This is a genomic window from Streptomyces alfalfae, assembly GCF_004127445.1.
Taxonomy (GTDB): domain Bacteria; phylum Actinomycetota; class Actinomycetes; order Streptomycetales; family Streptomycetaceae; genus Streptomyces; species Streptomyces alfalfae.
The window spans coordinates 193,224-213,122 of record NZ_QEXM01000043.1; the positions used below are offsets into that span (position 1 = coordinate 193,224).

Sequence of the window (19,899 nt, forward strand, 5' to 3'; positions counted from 1 at the left end):
AGGTACAGATGACGTAGAGGTACAGATGGTGTAGGGGACACGGAGAGAGGCCCAGGGGATACGGAGAGGGGTCCAGGGGACGCGGAGAGAGGTCAGTGAGGTGGAGGGGCCCGGGGCCCGGCCCGGAACCGCCCGTCGCCGGAACCGCTCCGTCGCCGGGACCGCCCGTCGCCGGAACCGCCGGGTCAAGACGGCGGGCGGAGGTCCGGCGTCCTCCGCCCGCCGTCGTCTAGCGGCCCCCTCCCGAGCCGGGCTTCGGGGCGGAGGGAGCGGGAGCCGGCGCGGAGGGCAGGTCCTTCACGCGGATGTCGCGGAAGGAGACCTCATCGGAGTCACCGTGGTTCTGGATGCCGATGTGGCCCTGGCGCAGGCTGCGCGCCGGATCGGTGTTGGTGAAATCGTTGATCTTGACACCGTTGAGGTAGACGCGAAGGCGTTCGCCCTCGACGCGGATCTCGTAGGTGTTCCACTCCCCCGGCGGGTTCAGCGCCTTGTCGCGCTTCTTGAGGTCGGCGGAGCGGAAGCCGTAGACGGAGCCCGTCGTCTTCTCGGGGACGTCCGTGGCGTCGATCTGGATCTCGTAGCCGTTGTCGACGGCCGACCAGGGGTCGTCGGAGGACGGGAAGCCGACGAAGATGCCGGAGTTGTCGTCCCCGGCCATCCGCCAGTCGAGCTTGAGCGAGTACGAACCCAGCTCGCGCCGGTCGTACCAGAGCATGCCCATACCGCCGACCGTCGACAGCGTGCCGTCGTCCTCCTTCAGGGCGAAGGAGCCGGGGCCCGCCTGTTTCCAGCCGTCCAGTGAGGCCGCCGTTCCGTCGAAGATCGGCGTGTAGCCCTTCTCGGGCCGGCAGTCCGCCTGGGCGGCGCCGACCGCCCAGCGGATGCCGCCGAGGAGGTGCCGGCGGAAGGCCGGTTCGGCGTAGGACTCCTTGGTGTGGCCGCCGCCCGTGTAGAAGGAACGGCCACCCTGGTAGTCCTGGCACCAGGCGATCGGGTGGTCGCCCGACATGCTGCCGCCGCTGTACGACGACTCGTCGAGGGTGGCCAGGACGCGGGCCCGGTCACGCGGGTTGGAGCGGTAGTTGTACCACTCGTCGGTGCGCTCCCAGGCGCCGCTGCCCAGATGGGCGGTGGCCGGGTGGGCGTGGTCCTCGACGTGGACCTCGGCCCGCTGGATCGCGGGGTGCGACTGGAAGTACGCGCCCGCGAGCCCACCGTAGAAGGGCCAGTCGTACTCGGTGTCGGCAGCGGCGTGCACGCCGACGTAGGCGCCGCCGCCCCGGACGTACCGCTCGAAGGCGCGCTGCTGGGTGGCGTCGAGGACGTCGCCGGTGGTGGAGAGCCAGACGACGGCGTCGTAGCGGCTGAGGTTCTTGCCGGTGAAGGCCCTGGCGTCCTCGGTGGCGTCGACGGTGAAGCCGTTCTCCGCGCCGAGTTCCTTGACGGTCTCGACGCCGGTCGGGATCGAGTCGTGCCGGAAGCCCGCCGTCTTGGAGAAGACGAGCACCCGTTCACCCGCCTTGCCGCCGTGCCCCCGCTCCTGCTCCTTTCCCGTTCCCGTTCCCGTCGTCCGGCTGGGCTCGGAGGCCGCCGGGCCCGACACGCATCCGATGAGCAGAGCGGCCGCCGCCGTTGCGGTGAGAAGCCGAGCTCGTCCGCGCATGGTGGTCACTCCCCTCTCAGTCGGAAGCCTTGCCGGGGGCGGCCTTGGTCGTGGCGGCCGTCGTGAAGGTGAAGTCGTCGACGTCGTAGAGCGCCCCGGAGCCCTTGCCCCTGAAGACCAGGTAGAGCGTGGTCGTCTTGGTGGGCGGACGCTTGATCGTGGTGCTGACGTCGGCGTACGTCTCCCATCCGCCGGTCGGCGTGACCTTGGCGGTGCCGAGCAGCCTGCCCTTCACGGAGCCGCTGCGGACCTCCAGGGTGCCGCCGGCGCCGTCGGACGCGACCCGGGCGGTCAGCTTGGTGGCGTTGCCGAGGATGTACGGCTCGAAGCTGATCCAGTCGCCGTTGTGGATGTCACCGACCGTCTTGCCGCCGTGAGCGGGGGTGTGGTTGGTGACGGTGACGCCCTTGGAGTCGTTGTAGTGCTCGCCCTGGCGGTGCTTGGGCTGGACGACGTTCTGGTCGTGGGTGGTCAGCGCGGGCTGGCCGTTGGCGCCCTTGTCGGTGTACTCGGCGTCGAAGACCCCGAAGATGTTGGCGTTCGGGTCGTGCTCACCGTCCGCGGAGGTCTGGATGGTGCCCGAGCAGCCGTTGGCGGAGGTGACGGGGTGGCCGTGGCTGTCGTGGCCGAGGATGTGAGTGACCTTGACCTTGGCGCAGTCGATGGGGCCGGAGGCGCCGTCCTCGGGATCGGTGACCTTCACCTTGAAGGGCACCTTGTCGCCGAAGGTGAACAGCTGGCCGTCACCGGGAAGCTCCAGGGTGACCTTGGGCGCGGTGTTGCCGACGGTGATGTGCGCGCTGGCGGAGCCGGTGCGTCCGGTGGAGTCCTTGACGGTCACCGTGGCGGTGTGGACACCGTTCTTCTTGTACGTGTGGGTGGGGTTCTGCTGGGTGGACTTGCCGCCGTCGCCGAAGTCCCAGGCGTAGGTCAGGGCGCCGCCGTCGGCGTCCGTGGCCTTGGCCGTGAACCTGGTGCGCAGCGGGGCCTGGCCGCTGGTCTTCGACGCGCTCGCCTCGACGACCGGTGAGTGGCCGTCGGTGGCGTTCTCGATGCGGAAGAGCCCGGAGTTCTCGTCGCCGCCGAACCAGGCGGTGCCGTAGTCGAGGACGTAGAGCGCGCCGTCGGGGCCGAACTCCATGTCCATCACCTGGGTTCCCGTCCACGGGAAGGGGTTGATGGACTGCACGGCGCCGTCCGAGCCGTGCTCGATGCGCTTGATCCAGCGGCGGCCGAACTCGCCGGCGAAGAAGTCGCCGTCGTAGGCCTCGGGGAACTTCACGGGCGAGGTGTTGTCGGCGTCGTAGCGGTAGACCGGGCCGCCCATGGGGGACTCGGAGCCCGTGCCGAGCTCGGGGACGGAGCCGCCGTCATACGGAATCCACGCTTCCTGGGCGGGCGGCAGCTCGGTGAGGCCGGTGTTGTGCGGCGAGTCGTTCTTCGGGGCCGCGCAGTCGAAGGTCTCACCGGAGGCGCCGCTGGCGAAGTCGTAGTCGACGTAAGGGTCGTTCTTGCCGGTGCAGAAGGGCCAGCCGAAGTTGCCGGGCTTGGTCACGCGGGCGAACTCGACCTGTCCGGCGGGGCCGCGCTTGGGGTCGGCGGCGCCCGCGTCGGGGCCGTAGTCACCGACGTAGACGATGCCGGTCGGCTTGTCGACGCTCATCCGGAACGGGTTGCGGAAGCCCATCGCGTAGATCTCGGGGCGGGTCTTCGCGGTGCCCTCGGCGAAGAGGTTGCCGTCGGGGATGGTGTAGCTGCCGTCCTCGGCGACCTTCACGCGCAGGATCTTGCCGCGCAGGTCGTTGGTGTTGCCCGCGCTGCGCCGGGCGTCGAAGGCCGGGTTGCGGGTGGGGCGCTCGTCGATGGGCGTGAAGCCGTCGGAGGCGAAGGGGTTGGAGTCGTCGCCGGTCGACAGGTAGAGGTTGCCGTCCTTGTCGAAGTCGATGTCGCCGCCGACGTGGCAGCAGGTGCCGCGGCTCGCGGGGACGTCGAGGACCTTCTTCTCGCTGGCGTTGTCCAGGGTGCCGTCGGCCTTGAGGACGAAGCGGGAGAGCCGGTTGACGCCGTCGAACTTCTTGAAGTCCTCGGCCGTGCCGTTCTCCGGGGCATCACCGGCCGGGGTGTCGAGCGGTGGCGCGTAGTAGAGGAAGATCGCCCGGTTGTCCTTGAAGTCCGGGTCGATGCCGACGCCCTGGAGGCCCTCCTCGTCGTGCGAGTAGACCGGTATCTTGCCCGCGATCTTGGTGTTGCCCGCGGAGTCGGTCAGGCGCAGCGTCCCGTCGCGGGAGGTGTGCAGGACCGAGCGGTCGGGGAGCACGGCGAGCGTCATCGGCTCGCCCGTCTCCGCCTCGCCCTTGGCGAGGGTGACCTGCTGGAAGTCCTCGGCGGCGGGTGCGGCCGCCGCGGCCGGCTCCGCGGGGGCGGCACCGGCTTGCGGTACGGCGATGGCCAGTGAGGCGCCGGTGAGCAGCGTGCCGGTGACCAGGGCGAGGGTTGTGCGGAGTCTCAGGCGTTTCCTGTGCACGGAAGTTCCTCCGGAATGGGGGACGGTCGTACGCGGGTGCTTGCGCCGTGCTCCGGGGTGCGCCGTCACCCCGGTCAGTTCATGTCCTGTACATCTCAGGGACGGTAGCCACGTTTGTCCCGGGCGGAAAGCCCTTGCGCAGCATTGAAGTTGAACTTTTTCCCTTCGCTGGACAAACCACACGCGGGCCGGTCAGTCGGAGCCGCCGAACGCCGCGTCGAAGGACGCCGTCGGGGCGTCGAAGTCGTACGCCTTGAGGCGCTTGAGGGCCTCGGGGGCGCCCTGGAGGCGGTCCATGCCCGCGTCCTCCCACTCCACCGAGACCGGCCCCTCGTACGCGATGGAGCGCAGCATGCGGAAGACGTCCTCCCACGGCACGTCCCCGTGTCCGGCCGACACGAAGTCCCAGCCGCGCCGCGGGTCGCCCCACGGCAGGTGGGAGCCGAGGCGGCCGTTGCGGCCGTCCAGGCGGCGCCGGGCCTCCTTGCAGTCGACGTGGTAGATGCGGTCCCGGAAGTCATAGAGGAACCCGACCGGGTCGAGGTCCTGCCAGACGAAGTGCGAGGGATCGAAGTTGAGGCCGAAGGCGGCGCGGTGGTTGACCGCCTCCAGGGCCTTCTTGGTGGTCCAGTAGTCGTAGGCGATCTCGGAGGGGTGCACCTCGTGGGCGAAGCGCACGCCGTGCTGGTCGAAGACGTCCAGGATGGGGTTCCAGCGCTCGGCGAAGTCCTCGTAGCCCCGTTCGATCATGGACTCCGGGGCCGGCGGGAACATCGCGACCAGATGCCAGATCGAGGAACCGGTGAAGCCCACGACGGTGTCGACGCCGAAGGCGGCGGCGGCCCGTGCCGTGTCCTCCATCTCGGCGGCGGCCCGCTGCCGCACGCCCTCCGCCTCGCCGTCGCCCCAGACGCGGGCGGGCAGGATCGCTTGGTGCCGCTCGTCGATGATCGCGTCGCAGACGGCCTGGCCGACGAGGTGGTTGGAGATGGCCCAGCACTTGAGCCCGTACTTGTCGAGCAGGGCGTGCCTGCCGTCCAGGTAGGCGGGGTCGGCGATCGCCTTGTCGACCTCGAAGTGGTCGCCCCAGCAGGCGAGTTCGAGGCCGTCGTAGCCGAAGTCGCGGGCGAGGCCGCACACCTCTTCGAGCGGCAGATCGGCCCACTGACCGGTGAAGAGCGTGAACCTACGGGGCATGACCGGGGCCTCCTCGGGCGGGAATCGGGCGGGGATCAGCGGAAGGCGTGCAGGGCGTACGGGATGTGCGGGACGTGCGCGGGTGACCGGACCGGCGTGCGGGCCCGGCCCTCAGACCGGCACCTTCGTGTACACGGAGTTCTTCGCCGCGCTCTCCTCGACCGCCGCGAGGACGCGCTGCACGGAGAGCCCGTCGGCGAAGGAGGGTGCGGGACCCGCCCCCGAGGCGACGGCGAGCAGCAGGTCGCGGGCCTGGTGCACGAAGGTGTGCTCGTAGCCGAGGCCGTGCCCCGGCGGCCACCAGGCCTGAAGGTAGGGGTGGTCGGGCTCGGTCACCAGGATGCGGCGGAAGCCGGAGGAGGCGGCGGGTTCGGTGTGGTCGTGGAAGGAGAGCTCGTTGAGGCGCTCCAGGTCGAAGGCGAGTGATCCTTCGGCGCCGTTCAGCTCCAGCCGCAGCGCGTTCTTGCGGCCCGCGGCGAAGCGCGTCGCCTCGAAGCTGGCCAGCGCCCCCGAGGGGAACCTGCCGGTGAAGACCGCCGCGTCGTCCACCGTGACCGTGCCGCGCCGCCCGCCGCCCGCCGCGGTGAGCCCGCTGGACGCCCCGTCGAGGAGGGGCCGCTCCCGTACGAAGGTCTCGGTGAGCGCGGAGACCCCCGCCACCTGCTCCCCCACCAGGAACTGCGCGAGGTCGACGATGTGCGCCCCCAGGTCGCCGAGCGCCCCGGACCCCGCGCGGTCCTTCCGCAGCCGCCAGGTGAGCGGGAACTCCGGGTCCACCAGCCAGTCCTGCAAGTATGTCAGGCGTACGTGGCGCAGCGCGCCGAGCCGTCCTTCGGCGACCATCCGCCGGGCGAGCGCGAGGGCGGGCACCCGGCGGTAGTTGAAGCCGACCATCGCCACCTGCCCGCGGGCACGGGCCCGTTCGGCGGCGTCGACCATGGCCTCGGCCTCGTCGACGGTGTTGGCGAGGGGTTTCTCGCACAGCACGTGCTTGCCCGCGTCGAGCGCGGCGATGGCGATCTCCGCGTGGCTGTCGCCGGGGGTGCAGATGTCGACGAGGTCGACGTCGTCCCTGGCGATCAGGGCCCGCCAGTCGGTCTCGGCGGCGGCCCAGCCGAGCCGGTCGGCGGCGGCGCGGACGGCGTCGGCGTCACGGCCGCAGACGGCCGCGAGCGCCGGCTCGACCGGCAGGTCGAAGACGCGCCCCACGGTGCGCCAGCCCTGGGAGTGGGCGGCGCCCATGAAGGCGTATCCGACCATGCCCACCCCCAGCGGCCGCTTCCCTGCCGCGGGGTCGGGCCCGCCCTGCTCGGAACCACGCGAATCGCGCTCACGCATGCGGTAATCCTCCTGATCGACGCTCGGTGGGGGGTACGGACGCGCGTGTCACTTGAAGCCGGTCGACATGTACTGGTCGACGTTGTCCTTGTCGACGACGGCCGAGTAGCAGGTGACGAAGGACGGGATCTCGAACTCCGCCATGCCGCTGACGCCCTTGCTCTGCCCGAGGGCGCGCGCGAGGTCGATCGCGGAAGCGGCCATGGTGGGCGGGTAGAGGACGGTGGCCTTCAGGACGCTGTTGTCGGCCTCGATGGCCTGGAAGGCGGAGAGCGCGCCGGCCCCGCCGACCATGAGGAAGTCGTCGCGCCCGGCCTGCTTGATGGCGCGCAGGGCGCCCACGCCCTGGTCGTCGTCGTGGTTCCACAGGGCGTCGAAGTTCTTCTGCGCCTGGAGGAGCTGGGACATCTTCGACTGGCCGGACTCGACGGTGAAGTCGGCGGCCTGCCGCGCGACCTTCTCGATGTTCGAGTAGTTCTTCAGGGCGTCGTCGAAGCCCTTGCTGCGCTGCTTGGTGAGTTCGAGGTTGTCGAGCCCGGCGAGCTCCACCACGCGTGCGTTCTTCTTGTCCTTCAGCTTCTCGCCGATGTAGTGACCGGCGCTGAGGCCCATGCCGTAGTTGTCGCCGCCGATCCAGCAGCGGTAGGCCTGCGGGGTGGCGAAGACGCGGTCCAGGTTGACGACGGGGATGCCGGCCTTCATCGCCTTCAGGCCGACCTGGGTGAGCGCCTTGCCGTCGGCCGGCAGGACGACCAGGACGTCGACCTTCTTGTTGATGAGCGTCTCGACCTGGCCGATCTGGGCCGCGGTGTCGTTGGAGCCCTCGGTGGCCTCCAGGGTGACGTCGGAGTACTTCTCCGCCCGCTTCTTGGCCTGGTCGTTGATCGCGTTGAGCCAGCCGTGGTCGGCCTGCGGGCCCGCGAAGCCGATGGTGACCTTCTTGCCGGGCTTGTCGTCGGCGACCTGCTGTTCCTTGTCGTCCGAGCCCTCGTCCTTCGGCTCGTTGCTGGTGCATCCGGCGATCAGGGCCCCGGAGGACAGCGCGGCGGCTCCGAACAGGAGCCCTCTGCGGCTCGTGTGGGTTGGCATGGTGAACCCCTCAGCTCAGTGGTTGTTGGCCGTACGACGTTGGACGAGCACCGCGGCGACGATGATCGCGCCCTTGGCGATCTGCTGGGTCGCGGTCTCCAGGTTGTTGAGCGCGAAGATGTTGGTGATCGTGGTGAAGATCAGCACGCCGAGCACGGAGCCGACGATGGTGCCCCGGCCGCCGCTGAGCAGGGTCCCGCCGATGATCGCGGCGGCGATGGCGTCGAGTTCGTAGAGGTTGCCGTTGGTGTTCTGTCCCGAACCGGCGAGGACGATCAGCAGGAACGCCGCGATGCCGCAGCAGAGCCCGGAGAGCAGGTACAGGTAGAGCCGCTGCCTGCGGACGTCGATGCCGGCCAGGCGCGCCGCCTCGGCGTTGCCGCCGACCGCGACGGAGCGCCGCCCGAAGGTGGTGCGGTTGAGCAGCAGCCAGCCGACGACGGTGACGGCGGCGAAGACGAGGACGAGCGGCGGGATGCCGAGGACGTAGGAGTCGCGCTCACCGAGCCTGAGCACGCCGTCGACGGTGACCATCTGCGTCTTGCCGTCGGTGATCTGGAGGGCCAGGCCGCGGCCCGACGCCAGCATGGCGAGGGTGGCGATGAACGGCACCATCCCGCCGTACGCGATGAGCAGGCCGTTCACCAGGCCGCACCCCATGCCGACGACGACGGCGGTGAAGAGGATGCCCGCGAAGCCGTACTCCTGGGTGGCGACGGTGGTGGCCCAGACCGAGGCGAGGGCGACGATCGCGCCGACGGACAGGTCGATGCCGCCGGAGATGATCACGAAGGTCATGCCGACGGTGACGACACCGATGACGGACGCCTGGGTGAGGATCAGCTGGAGGTTGTCGGTGTCGAGGAACGAGTCGGGCTGGGTGACGCCGCCGATCAGGATCAGCGCGGCGAGCACGCCGAGCAGCGAGAGCGTGCGCACGTCGGCGCGGGCCAGCGTGGCGCGCCAGGGGCTGCCGCCGTCGGCGGGGGCGGTCTTGTGGGCGGCGGCCTCGGCCGCCGGGGCGGGCTGGGTCATGACGCCGGGCTCCCTTCGAGGACGAGGTCGAGTACACGGTGTTCATCGAGGTCACGGGCGGGTGCGCGGTGCACGACGCGGCCTTCGCGCAGGACGAGGACGCGGTCGGCGAGGCCGAGCACCTCGGGCACCTCGCTGGAGACGAGGAGGACGGCGAGGCCGTCGTCGGCGAGCCGGCGGATCACCGCGTACAGCTCGGCGCGGGCGCCGACGTCGACGCCGCGGGTGGGCTCGTCGAGCAGCAGGACGCGGCAGCCGCGGAGCAGCCAGCGGGCGAGGACCGCCTTCTGCTGGTTGCCGCCGGAGAGGGTGCGCACGGGGACGTGCGGCTGGTCGGGGCGGAGCGACAGCTCGCGGGTGGCGGCGCGCGCGGCCCGCAGTTCGGCGCCCCGGTCGACCCAGCCGCCGCGCGAGAAGCGGGACATGGTGGAGACCGACACGTTGCGGGTGACGGACTCCAGCATCAGCAGGGCCTGTGCCTTGCGCTCCTCGGGGGCGAGGCCGAGGCCCGCGCGGACGGCGGCGCGGACGCTGCCGGGGCGCAGGGTCTCCCCGCCCACGCTCACCTGTCCTGCGCTCGCCTTGCGGGCTCCGTAGATCGTCTCCAGGATCTCGGAGCGTCCCGAGCCGACGAGTCCGGCGAGGCCGACGATCTCGCCGGGGCGCAGGTCGAGGTCGAGGGGTTCGAACTCGCCGTGGCGGGTGAGTCCCCGTACGGTCAGCACCGGTTCGGCGGCGGGGGGGCCGGTCGGCCGGTCCGGGAAGACGTACTCCAGGTTGCGGCCCGTCATCAGGGCCACGAGGTCCTTGGTGGGCGTGTCCTTCGCGGGCAGGCCGCCCGCGACGGCGCGTCCGTCCTTCAGGACGGTGACGCGGTCGCCGATGCGGCGGATCTCCTCCAGGCGGTGGGAGATGTAGACGACGGCGACGCCGTCGGCGGTGAGGTCGCCGACGATGCGGAAGAGGTTGTCGACCTCGTCCGGGTCGAGGGCGGCGGACGGCTCGTCCATGACGATGAGGCGCACCTCGTGGGAGAGCGCGCGGGCCATCGAGACGATCTGCTGCTGGGCGGCGGAGAGCTCCCCGACGAGCCGCCCGGGGTCGATCTCGCCGTGCCCGAGCCGTTTGAGCAGGGCGGCGGTCGAGGCCTTGGCGTCGCGGGCGCGGACGACGAAGCCGGCGGTGGTCGGCTCGTGTCCGAGGTGGACGTTCTCGGCGACGGACAGGTGCTCCACCAGGTCGAGTTCCTGGTAGATGGTGGCGACGCCCAGGCGCATGGCGGCGATCGGCGACTTGAGCGCGGTGCGTTCGCCGCGCCAGGTGATCTCGCCGCCGTCGGGCTGGTGGGCGCCGGCGAGGACCTTGATGAGCGTGGACTTCCCGGCGCCGTTCTGGCCGAGGAGGCAGTGCACTTCCCCGGCCTGCACCTGGAGGTCGACGCCGTCGAGCGCGCGGACGCCGGGGAACGACTTGGTGATGCCGGACATGGTGAGCAGCGGTGGTTCTGGTGCCATGACGGTTCCCATCGGCGGCGGCCGCAGCAGGGCAGGGCGGAGCTGGGCAGGACGGATTCAGGGCAGGGCGGAGCGAGGCGGGGCGGAGCGGGGTGATCGCGGGCAGGGCGGAGCAGGGCGCTGTGCTGGGTGAGGTGTTCCCACGTGCGGTGACGCGCAGGTGCGTGCGGTACATGCCATACGTGCCGCACGTGCCGTACGTACCGCACGTGCCGTGCTTTGCCGGTCGGCCGGTGGCCCTGGTGGGGCCGTGGTCCGGTGCCGGTCGAACCGGTGGTTCGGGTGGGTCGGGGTCAGGCCGGTGAGAACACGTGGTCGCTGATGAGCCGGGCGCCGCCGATGACTCCGGCGGTGGGTCCCAGCTCACCGAGGACGATCGGGAGGTTGCCGGTCGCCAGGGGCAGCGACTGGCGGTAGACCTGGGTGCGGATCGCGGCGAGCAGCGTGTGGCCGAGCCCGGTCACACCGCCGCCGATCACCACGAGGCCGGGGTTGAAGAAGCTGACCAGGCCGGCGATGACCTGGCCGGTGCGGTTGCCGCCCTCGCGGATGAGGTCGAGGGCGGTGGGGTCGCCGGCGGCGGCCGCCGCCGCGACGTCGACGGCGCTGAGCCGCCCCGTCTCGTCGAGCCGTGTGGCGAGCTCCGCCGAACGCCCCTCCCTGGCCGCCTCCTCGGCGTCGCGGGCGAGTGCCGCGCCGCTGAAGTATGCCTCCAGGCAGCCCCGGTTGCCGCAGGCGCAGGGGCGTCCGTCCGGCTCGGCCTGGATGTGGCCGATGTCGCCGGCGCTGCCCGTCGTCCCGCGGTACACCTCACCGCCGACAACGATGCCGCAGCCGATGCCGGTACCGATCTTGACGCAGAGGAAGTCGCCCACGGAACGGGCCACGCCCGCGTGCTGCTCCCCCATCGCCATGAGGTTCACGTCGTTGTCGACCATGACGGGGCAGCCGAGTTCCTGGCTGAGGGCCTCCCGTACGGGGAAGCCGTCCCAGCCGGGCATGATCGGCGGCGCGACCGGCACGCCTTCGGGGAAGCGGACGGGCCCGGGGACGCCGATCCCGGCGCCGTCGAACCCTTCCGCGAGCCCGGAGGCCTTCAGCTTGGCCGCCATGGCGAGGACCTGCTCGAAGACCGCGACCGGGCCCTCGCGCACGTCCATGGGCTGGTTGATGTGACCGAGTACCTCCAGCTCGGCGTTGGTGACCGCGACGTCGACCGAGGTCGCGCCGATGTCCACGCCGAGGAAGCGGAGGGCCGGGGCCAGACGGATGTTGTGGGAGCGGCGGCCGCCGCGCGAGGCGGCGAGTCCGTCGGCCACCACGAGGCCGGTCTCCAGGAGCCGGTCGACCTCGACGGCCAGCTTGGACCGTGAGAGGTCGACCTGATCGCCCAGTTGCGCACGGGAGTTGGGACCCCCGTCGCGCAACAGTCTGAGCAGTCGCGCCTGGTGACCGTTGGCGGGTCGAGCCGTCATACGTCTCACGCGCCCCTCCCCGCCTCTTCGGGCTTCCCATGCCGTTGCCCTCCGGCGGTCGGTATGCGAGCCGCCGTCCACGGGCTTCCTTCAAGCTTTCGAGGGGAACGTAGCAGTGCCTGCCGAGAGTGGGAAGAACTTGAGCGCGAATTACCCATGACTTTCTCCAGTCACAGGACAAAGGGCGCCGCAGGCCTTGGCGGCGTGGCGTCTCAGGCGGCGGGCTCCCGCAGCATGCACCAGGTCCGCGGGCCGCCGTCCGGCAGCGTCACCTCGGCGGTGACGGCGAAGCCGAGCCGCTCGTAGAACCGCACGTTGCGCTCGGTCGACGTCTCCAGGAAGGCCGGGTGGCCCGCCCGGTCGGCGGCTTCGAGCCCCGGCCCGAGCACGGCCGCGCCGAGCCCCCGCCCCTGCGCCCGCGGATCGACGCCGACCGTGGCGAGGAACCACCCGGGGCGCTGGGGCCGGAAGGAGCCAAGGGCCTGGTCTGCCGACTCGAAGAACGCCGCGCGGTCCCCGGCGAGTTCACCGATGCGGGGTCCGACCTCGGCGAAGCCGGGGCCGGGGTCGCGCTCCGGGGTGGTCCACACGGCGACGGCCCGCCCCTCCTCCGCCACCCAGACCTGCCCGTACTCCATGCCGATCCGGGTCAGGAACAGCTCCTGGAGGCCGCGCACCCGCTCCCGGTGGTCGTCGGCCGCGACGACGTGCCGCGTGAAGGGATAGTCGGCGAAGGCGTCGGCCAGGGTGTCGACGGCCACCGGCAGGTCTTCCCGGCGCGCGGGGCGTACGAGGTGGTTGTCGGTCATGTGGGTGTCTCCGGATCTCGCGGTGGCTTACCTCTGAGGTAATCGACCTCCCCGGTGGTGGTGCCGCACGATGGTGCTCCGCCACGCCCCCCAGTGGAAGGTCCCCCCATGCCGGACACCCTGCCGCAGGACGACCCCCGTGCCCAACTGCTTTCCGCCGTCCCCTTCGCCGGGCACCTCGGGATCACCTTCGACGAGGCGGGCCCCGACCGGGTGGAGGGCACCCTGCCGTGGTCCGCGGAGCTGTGCACGGCGGGCGGCGTGCTGCACGGCGGCGCCGTGATGTCGCTGACCGACACGGTCGGCGCGGTCTGCGCGTTCCTCAACCTGCCCGACGGCGCCATCACCTCGACGATCGAGTCCAAGACGAACTTCCTGCGCGCCGTCCGCTCCGGCACGGCCCGCGCCGTGGCCCGGCCGCTGCACGTCGGCGGCTCCTTCATCGTCGTGCAGACCGAGGTGTACGACGATCAGGGGCGCCTCGCCGGGCAGACCACGCAGACGCAGGCGGTCCTCGCCGCGCGGAACACGTAGGCGCCGCGCTACGGACAGCGCACGACCTGGCCCGCGTACGAGAGGTTTCCGCCGAAGCCGAAGAGCAGGACCGGGTCGCCGGAACGGAGTTCCCCCCGTTCGACCAGCTTGGACAGGGCCATCGGGATGCTCGCGGCCGAGGTGTTGCCGGACTCGATGACATCGCGGGCGACGACCGCGTGCGTCGCGCCGATGCGCTCGGCGAGCGGCTCGATGATCCGCAGATTGGCCTGGTGCAGGACGACTCCGGCCAGGTCGGCGGGGGTGAGCCCGGCGCGCTCGCAGGCCTCGCGGGCGAGCGGCGGCAGCCGGGTGGTCGCCCAGCGGTAGACGCTCTGGCCCTCCTGGGCGAAGCGGGGAGGGGTGCCCTCGATGCGTACGGCGTTGCCCATCTCGGGCACCGAGCCCCACAGGACGGGGCCGATGCCGGGCTCCTCGCCGGGCGGGCACGCCTCGATGACGGTGGCGCCCGCGCCGTCCCCGGTCAGCACGCAGGTCGTGCGGTCCGTCCAGTCGGTGACCTCGGACATCTTGTCCGCGCCGATGACGAGGGCGCGGGTCGCGGCGCCCGCGCGGACGGTGTGGTCGGCGGTGGCGAGGGCGTGTGTGAAGCCGGCGCAGACGACGTTGACGTCCATGGCGCAGGGCGAGGGGATGCCGAGGCGCGCGGCGACCCGGGCGGCCATGTTGGGCGAGCGGTCGATCGCCGTGGAGGTCGCGACGAGGACCAGGTCGATCGCATCGGCGGTCAGCCCGGCGGCGGCCAGGGCCTTGCCGCCGGCGTGCGCGGCCAGCTCGTCGACCGGCTCCTCGGGGCCCGCGATGTGACGGGTGCGGATGCCCACCCGGGAGCGGATCCACTCGTCGCTCGTGTCGACCAGCTCCGCCAGGTCCTCGTTGGTGAGGGTTCTGGCGGGCTGATAGTGGCCGACGGCGACGATGCGTGAGCCGTGCATGGGCGGGTCCCCCTTGTTGCCGGAGATGCGGGACCCTCCAGTCTGGTCAGCGACTGACGAGTAACGGTGCAGGTAAAGCGACAGGAAAGCCGCTTCCGCTTTGGATGCTTCTCATGATCCGTTCACCCTCCGATGAGGCGGGTGACCGAGTGTGCGAGTCCGCACGCGGAGTGACGGTCCGTGCGCGGAGCCATGGCCGGTCCGGCGGCGGGTAGGGGGACGAGTCGCCTGCGGGCGCGGGCCTCCATGTGCAGGACAATGAGACCGTGGTCGCCCGCCGCACGGCGGACCGGGTGATCCGCCATCACCTCTGCTTCAAGGGCCGATTCGGCCACCAGCACGGACAGAACCGGGACTGACAAGCCATGGGACGAGTCACCGAGCGACGCAAGGTCATCCGCATCCGCGACGGGCACGTCTCCGAGCGGCCCGACACGCTCGTCGCCGAGGAGCCGCTGGAGATCCGGCTGAACGGCAAGCCGCTCGCCATCACCATGCGCACGCCGGGCGACGACTTCGCGCTGGCCGCCGGGTTCCTGGTCAGCGAGGGTGTGCTCGGCGGCGCCGACGACCTCCAGTCGATCGTCTACTGCGCGGGGGCGACCGCCGAGGGCGTCAACACGTACAACGTCGTGGACGTGCGGACCGCCCCCGGCGTCGTGCTCCCCGACATCACGCTCGAACGCAACGTGTACACGACCTCCTCCTGCGGTCTGTGCGGCAAGGCGAGCCTGGACGCGGTCCGCACCACGGCCCGCTTCCCGATCGCCGACGCTCCCCCGGTCCGGCTCGGCGTCGACGTGCTGGCGGGCCTGCCCGACCGGCTGCGCGAGTCCCAGCGGGTCTTCGACCGCACGGGGGGCCTGCACGCGGCGGCGCTCTTCTCCGAGGAGGGCGAACTGCTCGACATACGGGAGGACGTGGGGCGGCACAACGCCGTCGACAAGCTCGTCGGGCGTGCGCTCCGGGACGGGCGGCTCCCGCTGTCCCGCTCGGTCCTCCTCGTCTCCGGGCGCGCCTCCTTCGAGCTCGCCCAGAAGGCGGTGATGGCCGGCATCCCGGTCCTCGCCGCGGTCTCGGCCCCGTCCTCACTCGCCGTGGACCTGGCCACCGAGAGCGACCTCACCCTGATCGGCTTCCTCCGGGGCCCCTCCATGAACATCTACGCGGGCGGACACCGGGTCGCCCTGGGGGCGACGGCCGACCGGGGGTGATCCGTACGCCTTCCCCGCGCGGCGGGCGGAGGCCGTGCCGATCCCCTGAACGGGTTCCGTTGATTCCGCGGGCGCGCGGTTCTTGTGGGGCGCGTGGCGGCGCCAGTAGCGTCGGTGGCGCGAACGTCGGACGTGGGATGTCAGGATGTCCTGTCGTCTGCAACCCCGTGTGCGCCGCAGCATCCCGAGCACCCCCGCACCGTCATCGCCATGAGTCGCCGTCGCCGTCGCCACGAAAGGCGGGCCGCACCATGTCATCGCGTCTCCGTTCACGTCTCAGACCCTTCCGCGCCGCCACCGCCGTCCTGACCGCCGTCGCCGTCGGCGCCCTGCTGCCCGCGCCCGCCGCGCGGGCCGCCGAGAGGGCGCCCGCCTTCGAGCAGCAGGTACTGTTCAAGGCCTCCCAGGACCCCGGTTACGCCTGCTTCCGCATCCCCGCCGTCGTGCGGACGGTCAAGGGCACCCTGCTCGCCTTCGCCGAGGGGCGGGTGGACAACTGCGGGGACGCGGGCGACATAGACCTCGTCCTCAAGCGGTCGCACGACGGCGGCCGCACCTGGGGCCCGCTCCAGGTCGTCAACGAGGGCGCGGGCGACACCCACGGCAACCCCGCGCCGGTCGTCGACCGCGAGAGCGGCCGGATCCTCCTCGCCGAGACGTACAACACCGGTCGCACGGACGCCGGGAACTGCGACATACCGTGCGACCGGACACCTCACCTCCAGCACAGCGACGACGACGGCCGCACCTGGTCCCGGCCGCGCGACCTGAGCGACGAGATCCTGCCGGAGGAGTGGAACTCCTGGTACGCGACGGGCCCCGTGCACGGCATCCAGCTCACCCGCGGCCGGCACGCGGGCCGGCTGGCCTTCGCTGTCAACGCGGAGTCCTACGAGCACGGCCGCATCTCCGCCAACCACGCCGCGCTGATCGTCAGCGACGACGGCGGCGACCACTGGAAGATCGGCGCCAAGGACTCGTATCCGGTCGCCGACGACGGCACGTTCCGTCAGAAGCCCTCGGAGATGACGCTCACCGAGCGGCCCGACGGAGCCGTCTACGTCAGCGCGCGGGAACAGGACGGCACCGACCTCGGGCACCGCAGCCACGCGGTGAGCCGGGACGGCGGGGACTCCTTCGCCGCGCCCTTCCGAGCGATCCCCGACCTGTACACGCCGCAGGTGCAGGGGTCCGTGCTGCGGTTCGGCGGGCGGATGCTGCTCGCCTGCCCCGCCGACCCCGACCGCCGCCGCACCATGCAGGTCCGCTCCTCCTACGACGGCGGGCGCACCTGGGACAGCGTCGACCGGGGCACGACGGTGACCACCGACTGGTCGGGCTACTCCGACATGGTGCACGCCGACAGCCGGCACGTCGGGCTGCTGTACGAGGGCGGCGCCGTCGACGCGCGCGACGAGATCCGCTTCGCGCGCTTCACCGAGGACTGGCTGAAGCCGCGCCGCGGTCCCGACCCCACCACACCCGACCACGCACCGGGCGCCCGCGCCGCCGCCGTGCTCGGCGGGGCCGGTAGGACCGAGGGGCGGTTCGGCGGCGCGCTCGCCCTCGACGGCTCGGACGACGCGGTACGGCTGCCCTTCCGCACCCGGCTGCCGCGCGGGGCGGGCGACTTCACCGCCTCCCTGTGGTTCCGCTACTCCGCGACCAGCGGCGAGCAGCCGCTGCTGTGGATGGGCGGCATAGGGAACAACCAGCCGCAGGTGTGGCTGCGCGGCGAGCCCGCGAGCGACCGGATCACCGGCCTGATGACGACGCGGCAGGGCTCCACCCCGCCGAGGTCCGCCTCGGTGCGCACGACGGGCGCGTACAACGACGGCCAGTGGCACCACATCGTGCTGCGCCGGGAGCGGGAGGCGGGTGAGGGCCGCCTGACGCTCTTCCTGGACGGGAACCCCGTCTCCGTCGCCGACGTCCCCGGCTCCGTCAGCCGCACCTCGCCCTTCGGCGTCCACGTCGGCCAGCGGCTCGACAGCCGCGCCCACTTCACCGGGGCGATCGACGAAGTGCGGCTGTACGGAAGGGCGTTGAGCGAAGCCGAGGTGGCCGACCTGGGCGCCGGGGGTTCCGCTGTGAAACGGGACACCGTCGTCAGACTCCCCATGGACCGTGTGCACGGCAGCAACTAACGTCCCGGGAGTGTCGGTCCGAGAACGCCCCGGCCGGACGGGCCGCGGGACCTGGTTGGTCCTGCTGCTCGTCCTGGCCTGCGCCGCCGTCCTGCTCATCGCCCTGCCGGAGGACGAGCGGCAGGGCGCAGCGGCATGCCGGCCCCGCACCGTCGGCGCCTGGTCGGCCGCCGACGGGGTCACCGGGGAGTTCGCGCGCTACGGCGACGACATGGCGCGCACCGACGACTGGACCGGCGGCGACGGCACCCACTCGGTGCGGCTCCCCGACGGGCGGGTCCTGTGGCTGTTCTCCGACACCTTCCTCGGCCGGGTGCACGCCCCGCCCAACCCGGCGGGCCAGCCCCACACCTGGCGGGACGACAGCGCCCCGATGGTCCGCAACTCCGCCGTGGTGATGTCCCGCTCCGGCACCCTGCGGCGCACCCTGGCCGCCCCGCTCTTCCCCGACCCGGCGCCCCAGCAGTGGCGCTGGCCGGTGGCGGCACGCGTCGAGCCGCGCTCGCCGGACGCGGAGGAGAAGGTCGTACGCGTCCTGCTGTGGAGCCGGATGGCGAGCCAGGGGCCCTGGATCTACGGCGTCCCGATGGCTACCGAGGTCGCCACGCTCTCCCTGCCCGACCTGCGCGTGGAGTCCATCGTGAAGGTCTCCGACCAGCAGGGCGTGGCGGACCCGGAGAAGCGGGTCCTGTACGGCACCACCACCGTCGACGGCGACGGCTGGACGTACGTCTTCGGCGGCACGGACGCGCAGGCCGCCTCGCGCCCCACCTCCCACGCCCACCTGGCGCGCGTCCCGCACGGCAGGCTCGCCGACGCCTCCGCGTGGGAGTACTGGGACGGCGAGGAGTGGGGGCGTGCGGGCGCGTCGCGGCCGGTTCTCGGCGACGGCGGGCAGAAGGGGGTGGGCAGCGCCTTCACCGTGGTGCGCGAGAAGGGCACGTACGTGCTGTTCACGATGGCGGCCGGGGCGAAGGGCCTGACCGACGTCACGTCGTACTGGGCCTGCTCGCCGACCGGGCCCTGGCACGGCCCCGCCAAGGCCTTCGAGGCGCCCCTGCCGAAGGACGGCGCGGCCCGGCAGGACACGGCCGCCTACAACCCGCAGGCCCATCCGGCGCTCGGGAAGGACGGCCGGGTGGTGCTGAGCTACGACGTCAACTGGCTCGACCCGGTGCCCGCGAGCGCCCAGGCGAACATCAACCGGAACGTGTCGCTGTACCGGCCGCGGTTCGTGACCCTGCGGCTGTCCGAACGCCGCTGACGGGCCAGGACTCGTCGTGGGTGTCGCGCGAGCGGCGCTTGGCGATGACCGCGCAGACCATGAGCTGCATCTGGTGGAAGAGCATCAGCGGCAGCACGGCGAGGGAGGCGTCGGCGCCGAACAGCACGGTCGCCATCGGCAGCCCGGCCGCGAGGGACTTCTTGGAACCGGCGAACTGGATCGCGACACGGTCCGCGCGGCCGAAGCCGAGCCTCTTGGCGCCATACCAGGTCAGCGCCAGCATCGCGGCGAGCAGCACCGCTTCGACGCCGAGCAGCGCGAGCAGCCGCCACGGGGTCACCTGGCGCCAGATGCCCTCCACCATGCCCTCGCTGAACGCGGTGTAGACGACGAGCAGGATCGCCCCCCGGTCGACGTGTCCGAGGGCCTTCTTGTGCCGGGTGACGAAGCCGCCGACCCAGCGGCGCAGCGCCTGCCCGGCGACGAACGGCACGAGCAGGTGCAACACGATCTCCACGACGGAGTCCGCCGAGAAGCCGCCGCCGCTGTCGCCGAGCAGCGCGGCGGCGAGCAGCGGGGTGAGCACGATGCCGGCCAGCGAGGAGAAGGAGCCGGCGCAGATCGCCGCGGGGACGTTGCCGCGGGCCATGGAGGTGAAGGCGATGGACGACTGGATCGTCGAGGGCACGAGGGTGAGGAAGAGGAAGCCGCTGTACAGGGCGGGGGTGAGGAGCCACGGCACGAGCCCCTTGCCCGCGAGGCCGAGCAGCGGGAAGACGACGAACGTACTGGCGAGGACGGTGACGTGCAGCCGCCAGTGCTTGAGCCCGTCGAGCGCCTCGCGGGTGGAGAGCCGCGCGCCGTAGAGGAAGAACAGGAAGGAGACGGCCGCGGTGGACGCCCCTGACGCGATGTCGGCACCGGTGCCGCGCGCGGGGAGGAGGGCGGCGATCCCGACGGTCGCGAGCAGCGCCGCGATGTAGGGGTCGACCGGCATCCAGGACGGCCACTTCAGGCGTTTCACGGTGTTCACTGCTCCACTGGCGTTCGGAGCCGCCCCGCATCGGTCTCGGCGAGGGGCGGCGGTACGGCCCCCATGATGCTCCTGACCAGGGACATCGGGAATCCCGTATACCGCTCTGACTGTCATCGCGGTTCATGATGGGCGGCGCTAGG

General features: G+C 71.8%; 15 protein-coding genes. 4 read left to right on the forward strand and 11 right to left on the reverse strand.

The window, feature by feature from the left end:
- Window positions 1-229 precede the first annotated feature (229 nt).
- The 9 genes from DCW30_RS23820 to DCW30_RS23860 form a co-directional block, all read right to left on the reverse strand.
- On the reverse strand, window positions 230-1,666 hold the full coding sequence (locus DCW30_RS23820) for a ThuA domain-containing protein (protein WP_076688627.1): 1,437 nt from the start codon (window positions 1,664-1,666) through the stop codon (window positions 230-232).
- A 16-nt stretch (window positions 1,667-1,682) separates the two neighbouring features.
- Window positions 1,683-4,190 carry a PQQ-dependent sugar dehydrogenase gene (locus DCW30_RS23825; protein ID WP_076683357.1) on the reverse strand — a complete coding sequence of 836 codons (2,508 nt, stop codon included), beginning with the start codon at window positions 4,188-4,190 and terminating at the stop codon, window positions 1,683-1,685.
- 192 nt (window positions 4,191-4,382) lie between these two features.
- On the reverse strand, window positions 4,383-5,387 hold the full coding sequence (locus DCW30_RS23830; RefSeq protein ID WP_076683359.1) for a sugar phosphate isomerase/epimerase family protein: 1,005 nt from the start codon (window positions 5,385-5,387) through the stop codon (window positions 4,383-4,385).
- Window positions 5,388-5,498: 111 nt separating this feature from the next.
- Window positions 5,499-6,725 (reverse strand): Gfo/Idh/MocA family protein, encoded by a 1,227-nt coding sequence (locus DCW30_RS23835; RefSeq protein ID WP_076683361.1) that lies wholly within the window; start codon window positions 6,723-6,725, stop codon window positions 5,499-5,501.
- A 48-nt stretch (window positions 6,726-6,773) separates the two neighbouring features.
- Complete coding sequence (locus tag DCW30_RS23840; protein WP_076683363.1) at window positions 6,774-7,814, reverse strand: substrate-binding domain-containing protein; 1,041 nt, start codon at window positions 7,812-7,814, stop codon at window positions 6,774-6,776.
- Between the two features lie 15 nt (window positions 7,815-7,829).
- Window positions 7,830-8,849: an ABC transporter permease gene (locus tag DCW30_RS23845; RefSeq protein ID WP_076683365.1), complete on the reverse strand. Its 1,020-nt coding sequence runs from the start codon at window positions 8,847-8,849 to the stop codon at window positions 7,830-7,832.
- Window positions 8,846-10,363: a sugar ABC transporter ATP-binding protein gene (locus tag DCW30_RS23850; RefSeq protein ID WP_076683367.1), complete on the reverse strand. Its 1,518-nt coding sequence runs from the start codon at window positions 10,361-10,363 to the stop codon at window positions 8,846-8,848. Before DCW30_RS23850 ends, DCW30_RS23845 begins: the two co-directional genes overlap by 4 nt.
- 293 nt (window positions 10,364-10,656) lie before the next feature.
- Entirely contained in the window at window positions 10,657-11,838 is a 1,182-nt protein-coding gene (locus DCW30_RS23855) for an ROK family transcriptional regulator (protein ID WP_076683369.1), read from the reverse strand.
- Window positions 11,839-12,050: 212 nt separating this feature from the next.
- Window positions 12,051-12,647, reverse strand: coding sequence for a GNAT family N-acetyltransferase (locus DCW30_RS23860; protein ID WP_062777568.1), 597 nt, complete (start codon window positions 12,645-12,647; stop codon window positions 12,051-12,053).
- A gap of 108 nt (window positions 12,648-12,755) precedes the next feature.
- On the opposite strand from DCW30_RS23860, the gene DCW30_RS23865 reads away from it, so the two are divergent.
- Window positions 12,756-13,181, forward strand: a complete 426-nt coding sequence (locus DCW30_RS23865; protein ID WP_062777570.1) for a PaaI family thioesterase — start codon at window positions 12,756-12,758, stop codon at window positions 13,179-13,181.
- Between the two features lie 8 nt (window positions 13,182-13,189).
- On the opposite strand, the gene DCW30_RS23870 is transcribed toward DCW30_RS23865, so the two are convergent.
- Window positions 13,190-14,137 (reverse strand): beta-ketoacyl-ACP synthase III, encoded by a 948-nt coding sequence (locus DCW30_RS23870; RefSeq protein WP_076683371.1) that lies wholly within the window; start codon window positions 14,135-14,137, stop codon window positions 13,190-13,192.
- Window positions 14,138-14,502: 365 nt separating this feature from the next.
- Here DCW30_RS23870 and fdhD point away from each other — a divergent pair, with 365 nt between their 5' ends.
- The 3 genes from fdhD to DCW30_RS23885 all read left to right on the forward strand — a co-directional run bounded on the left by fdhD (window position 14,503) and on the right by DCW30_RS23885 (window position 18,762).
- Window positions 14,503-15,351 carry a formate dehydrogenase accessory sulfurtransferase FdhD gene (gene fdhD / locus DCW30_RS23875; RefSeq protein WP_076683373.1) on the forward strand — a complete coding sequence of 283 codons (849 nt, stop codon included), beginning with the start codon at window positions 14,503-14,505 and terminating at the stop codon, window positions 15,349-15,351.
- 251 nt (window positions 15,352-15,602) lie between these two features.
- Entirely contained in the window at window positions 15,603-17,498 is a 1,896-nt protein-coding gene (locus tag DCW30_RS23880; protein WP_076683375.1) for a sialidase family protein, read from the forward strand.
- Window positions 17,499-17,508: 10 nt separating this feature from the next.
- A complete protein-coding gene (locus DCW30_RS23885) occupies window positions 17,509-18,762 on the forward strand; it encodes a DUF4185 domain-containing protein (protein ID WP_076683377.1) in 1,254 nt (417 codons plus the stop codon).
- Here the strand turns inward: DCW30_RS23885 and DCW30_RS23890 are convergent.
- On the reverse strand, window positions 18,698-19,747 hold the full coding sequence (locus DCW30_RS23890) for a bile acid:sodium symporter family protein (RefSeq protein WP_076688629.1): 1,050 nt from the start codon (window positions 19,745-19,747) through the stop codon (window positions 18,698-18,700). The genes DCW30_RS23885 and DCW30_RS23890 overlap by 65 nt on opposite strands.
- Window positions 19,748-19,899: the final 152 nt, after the last annotated feature.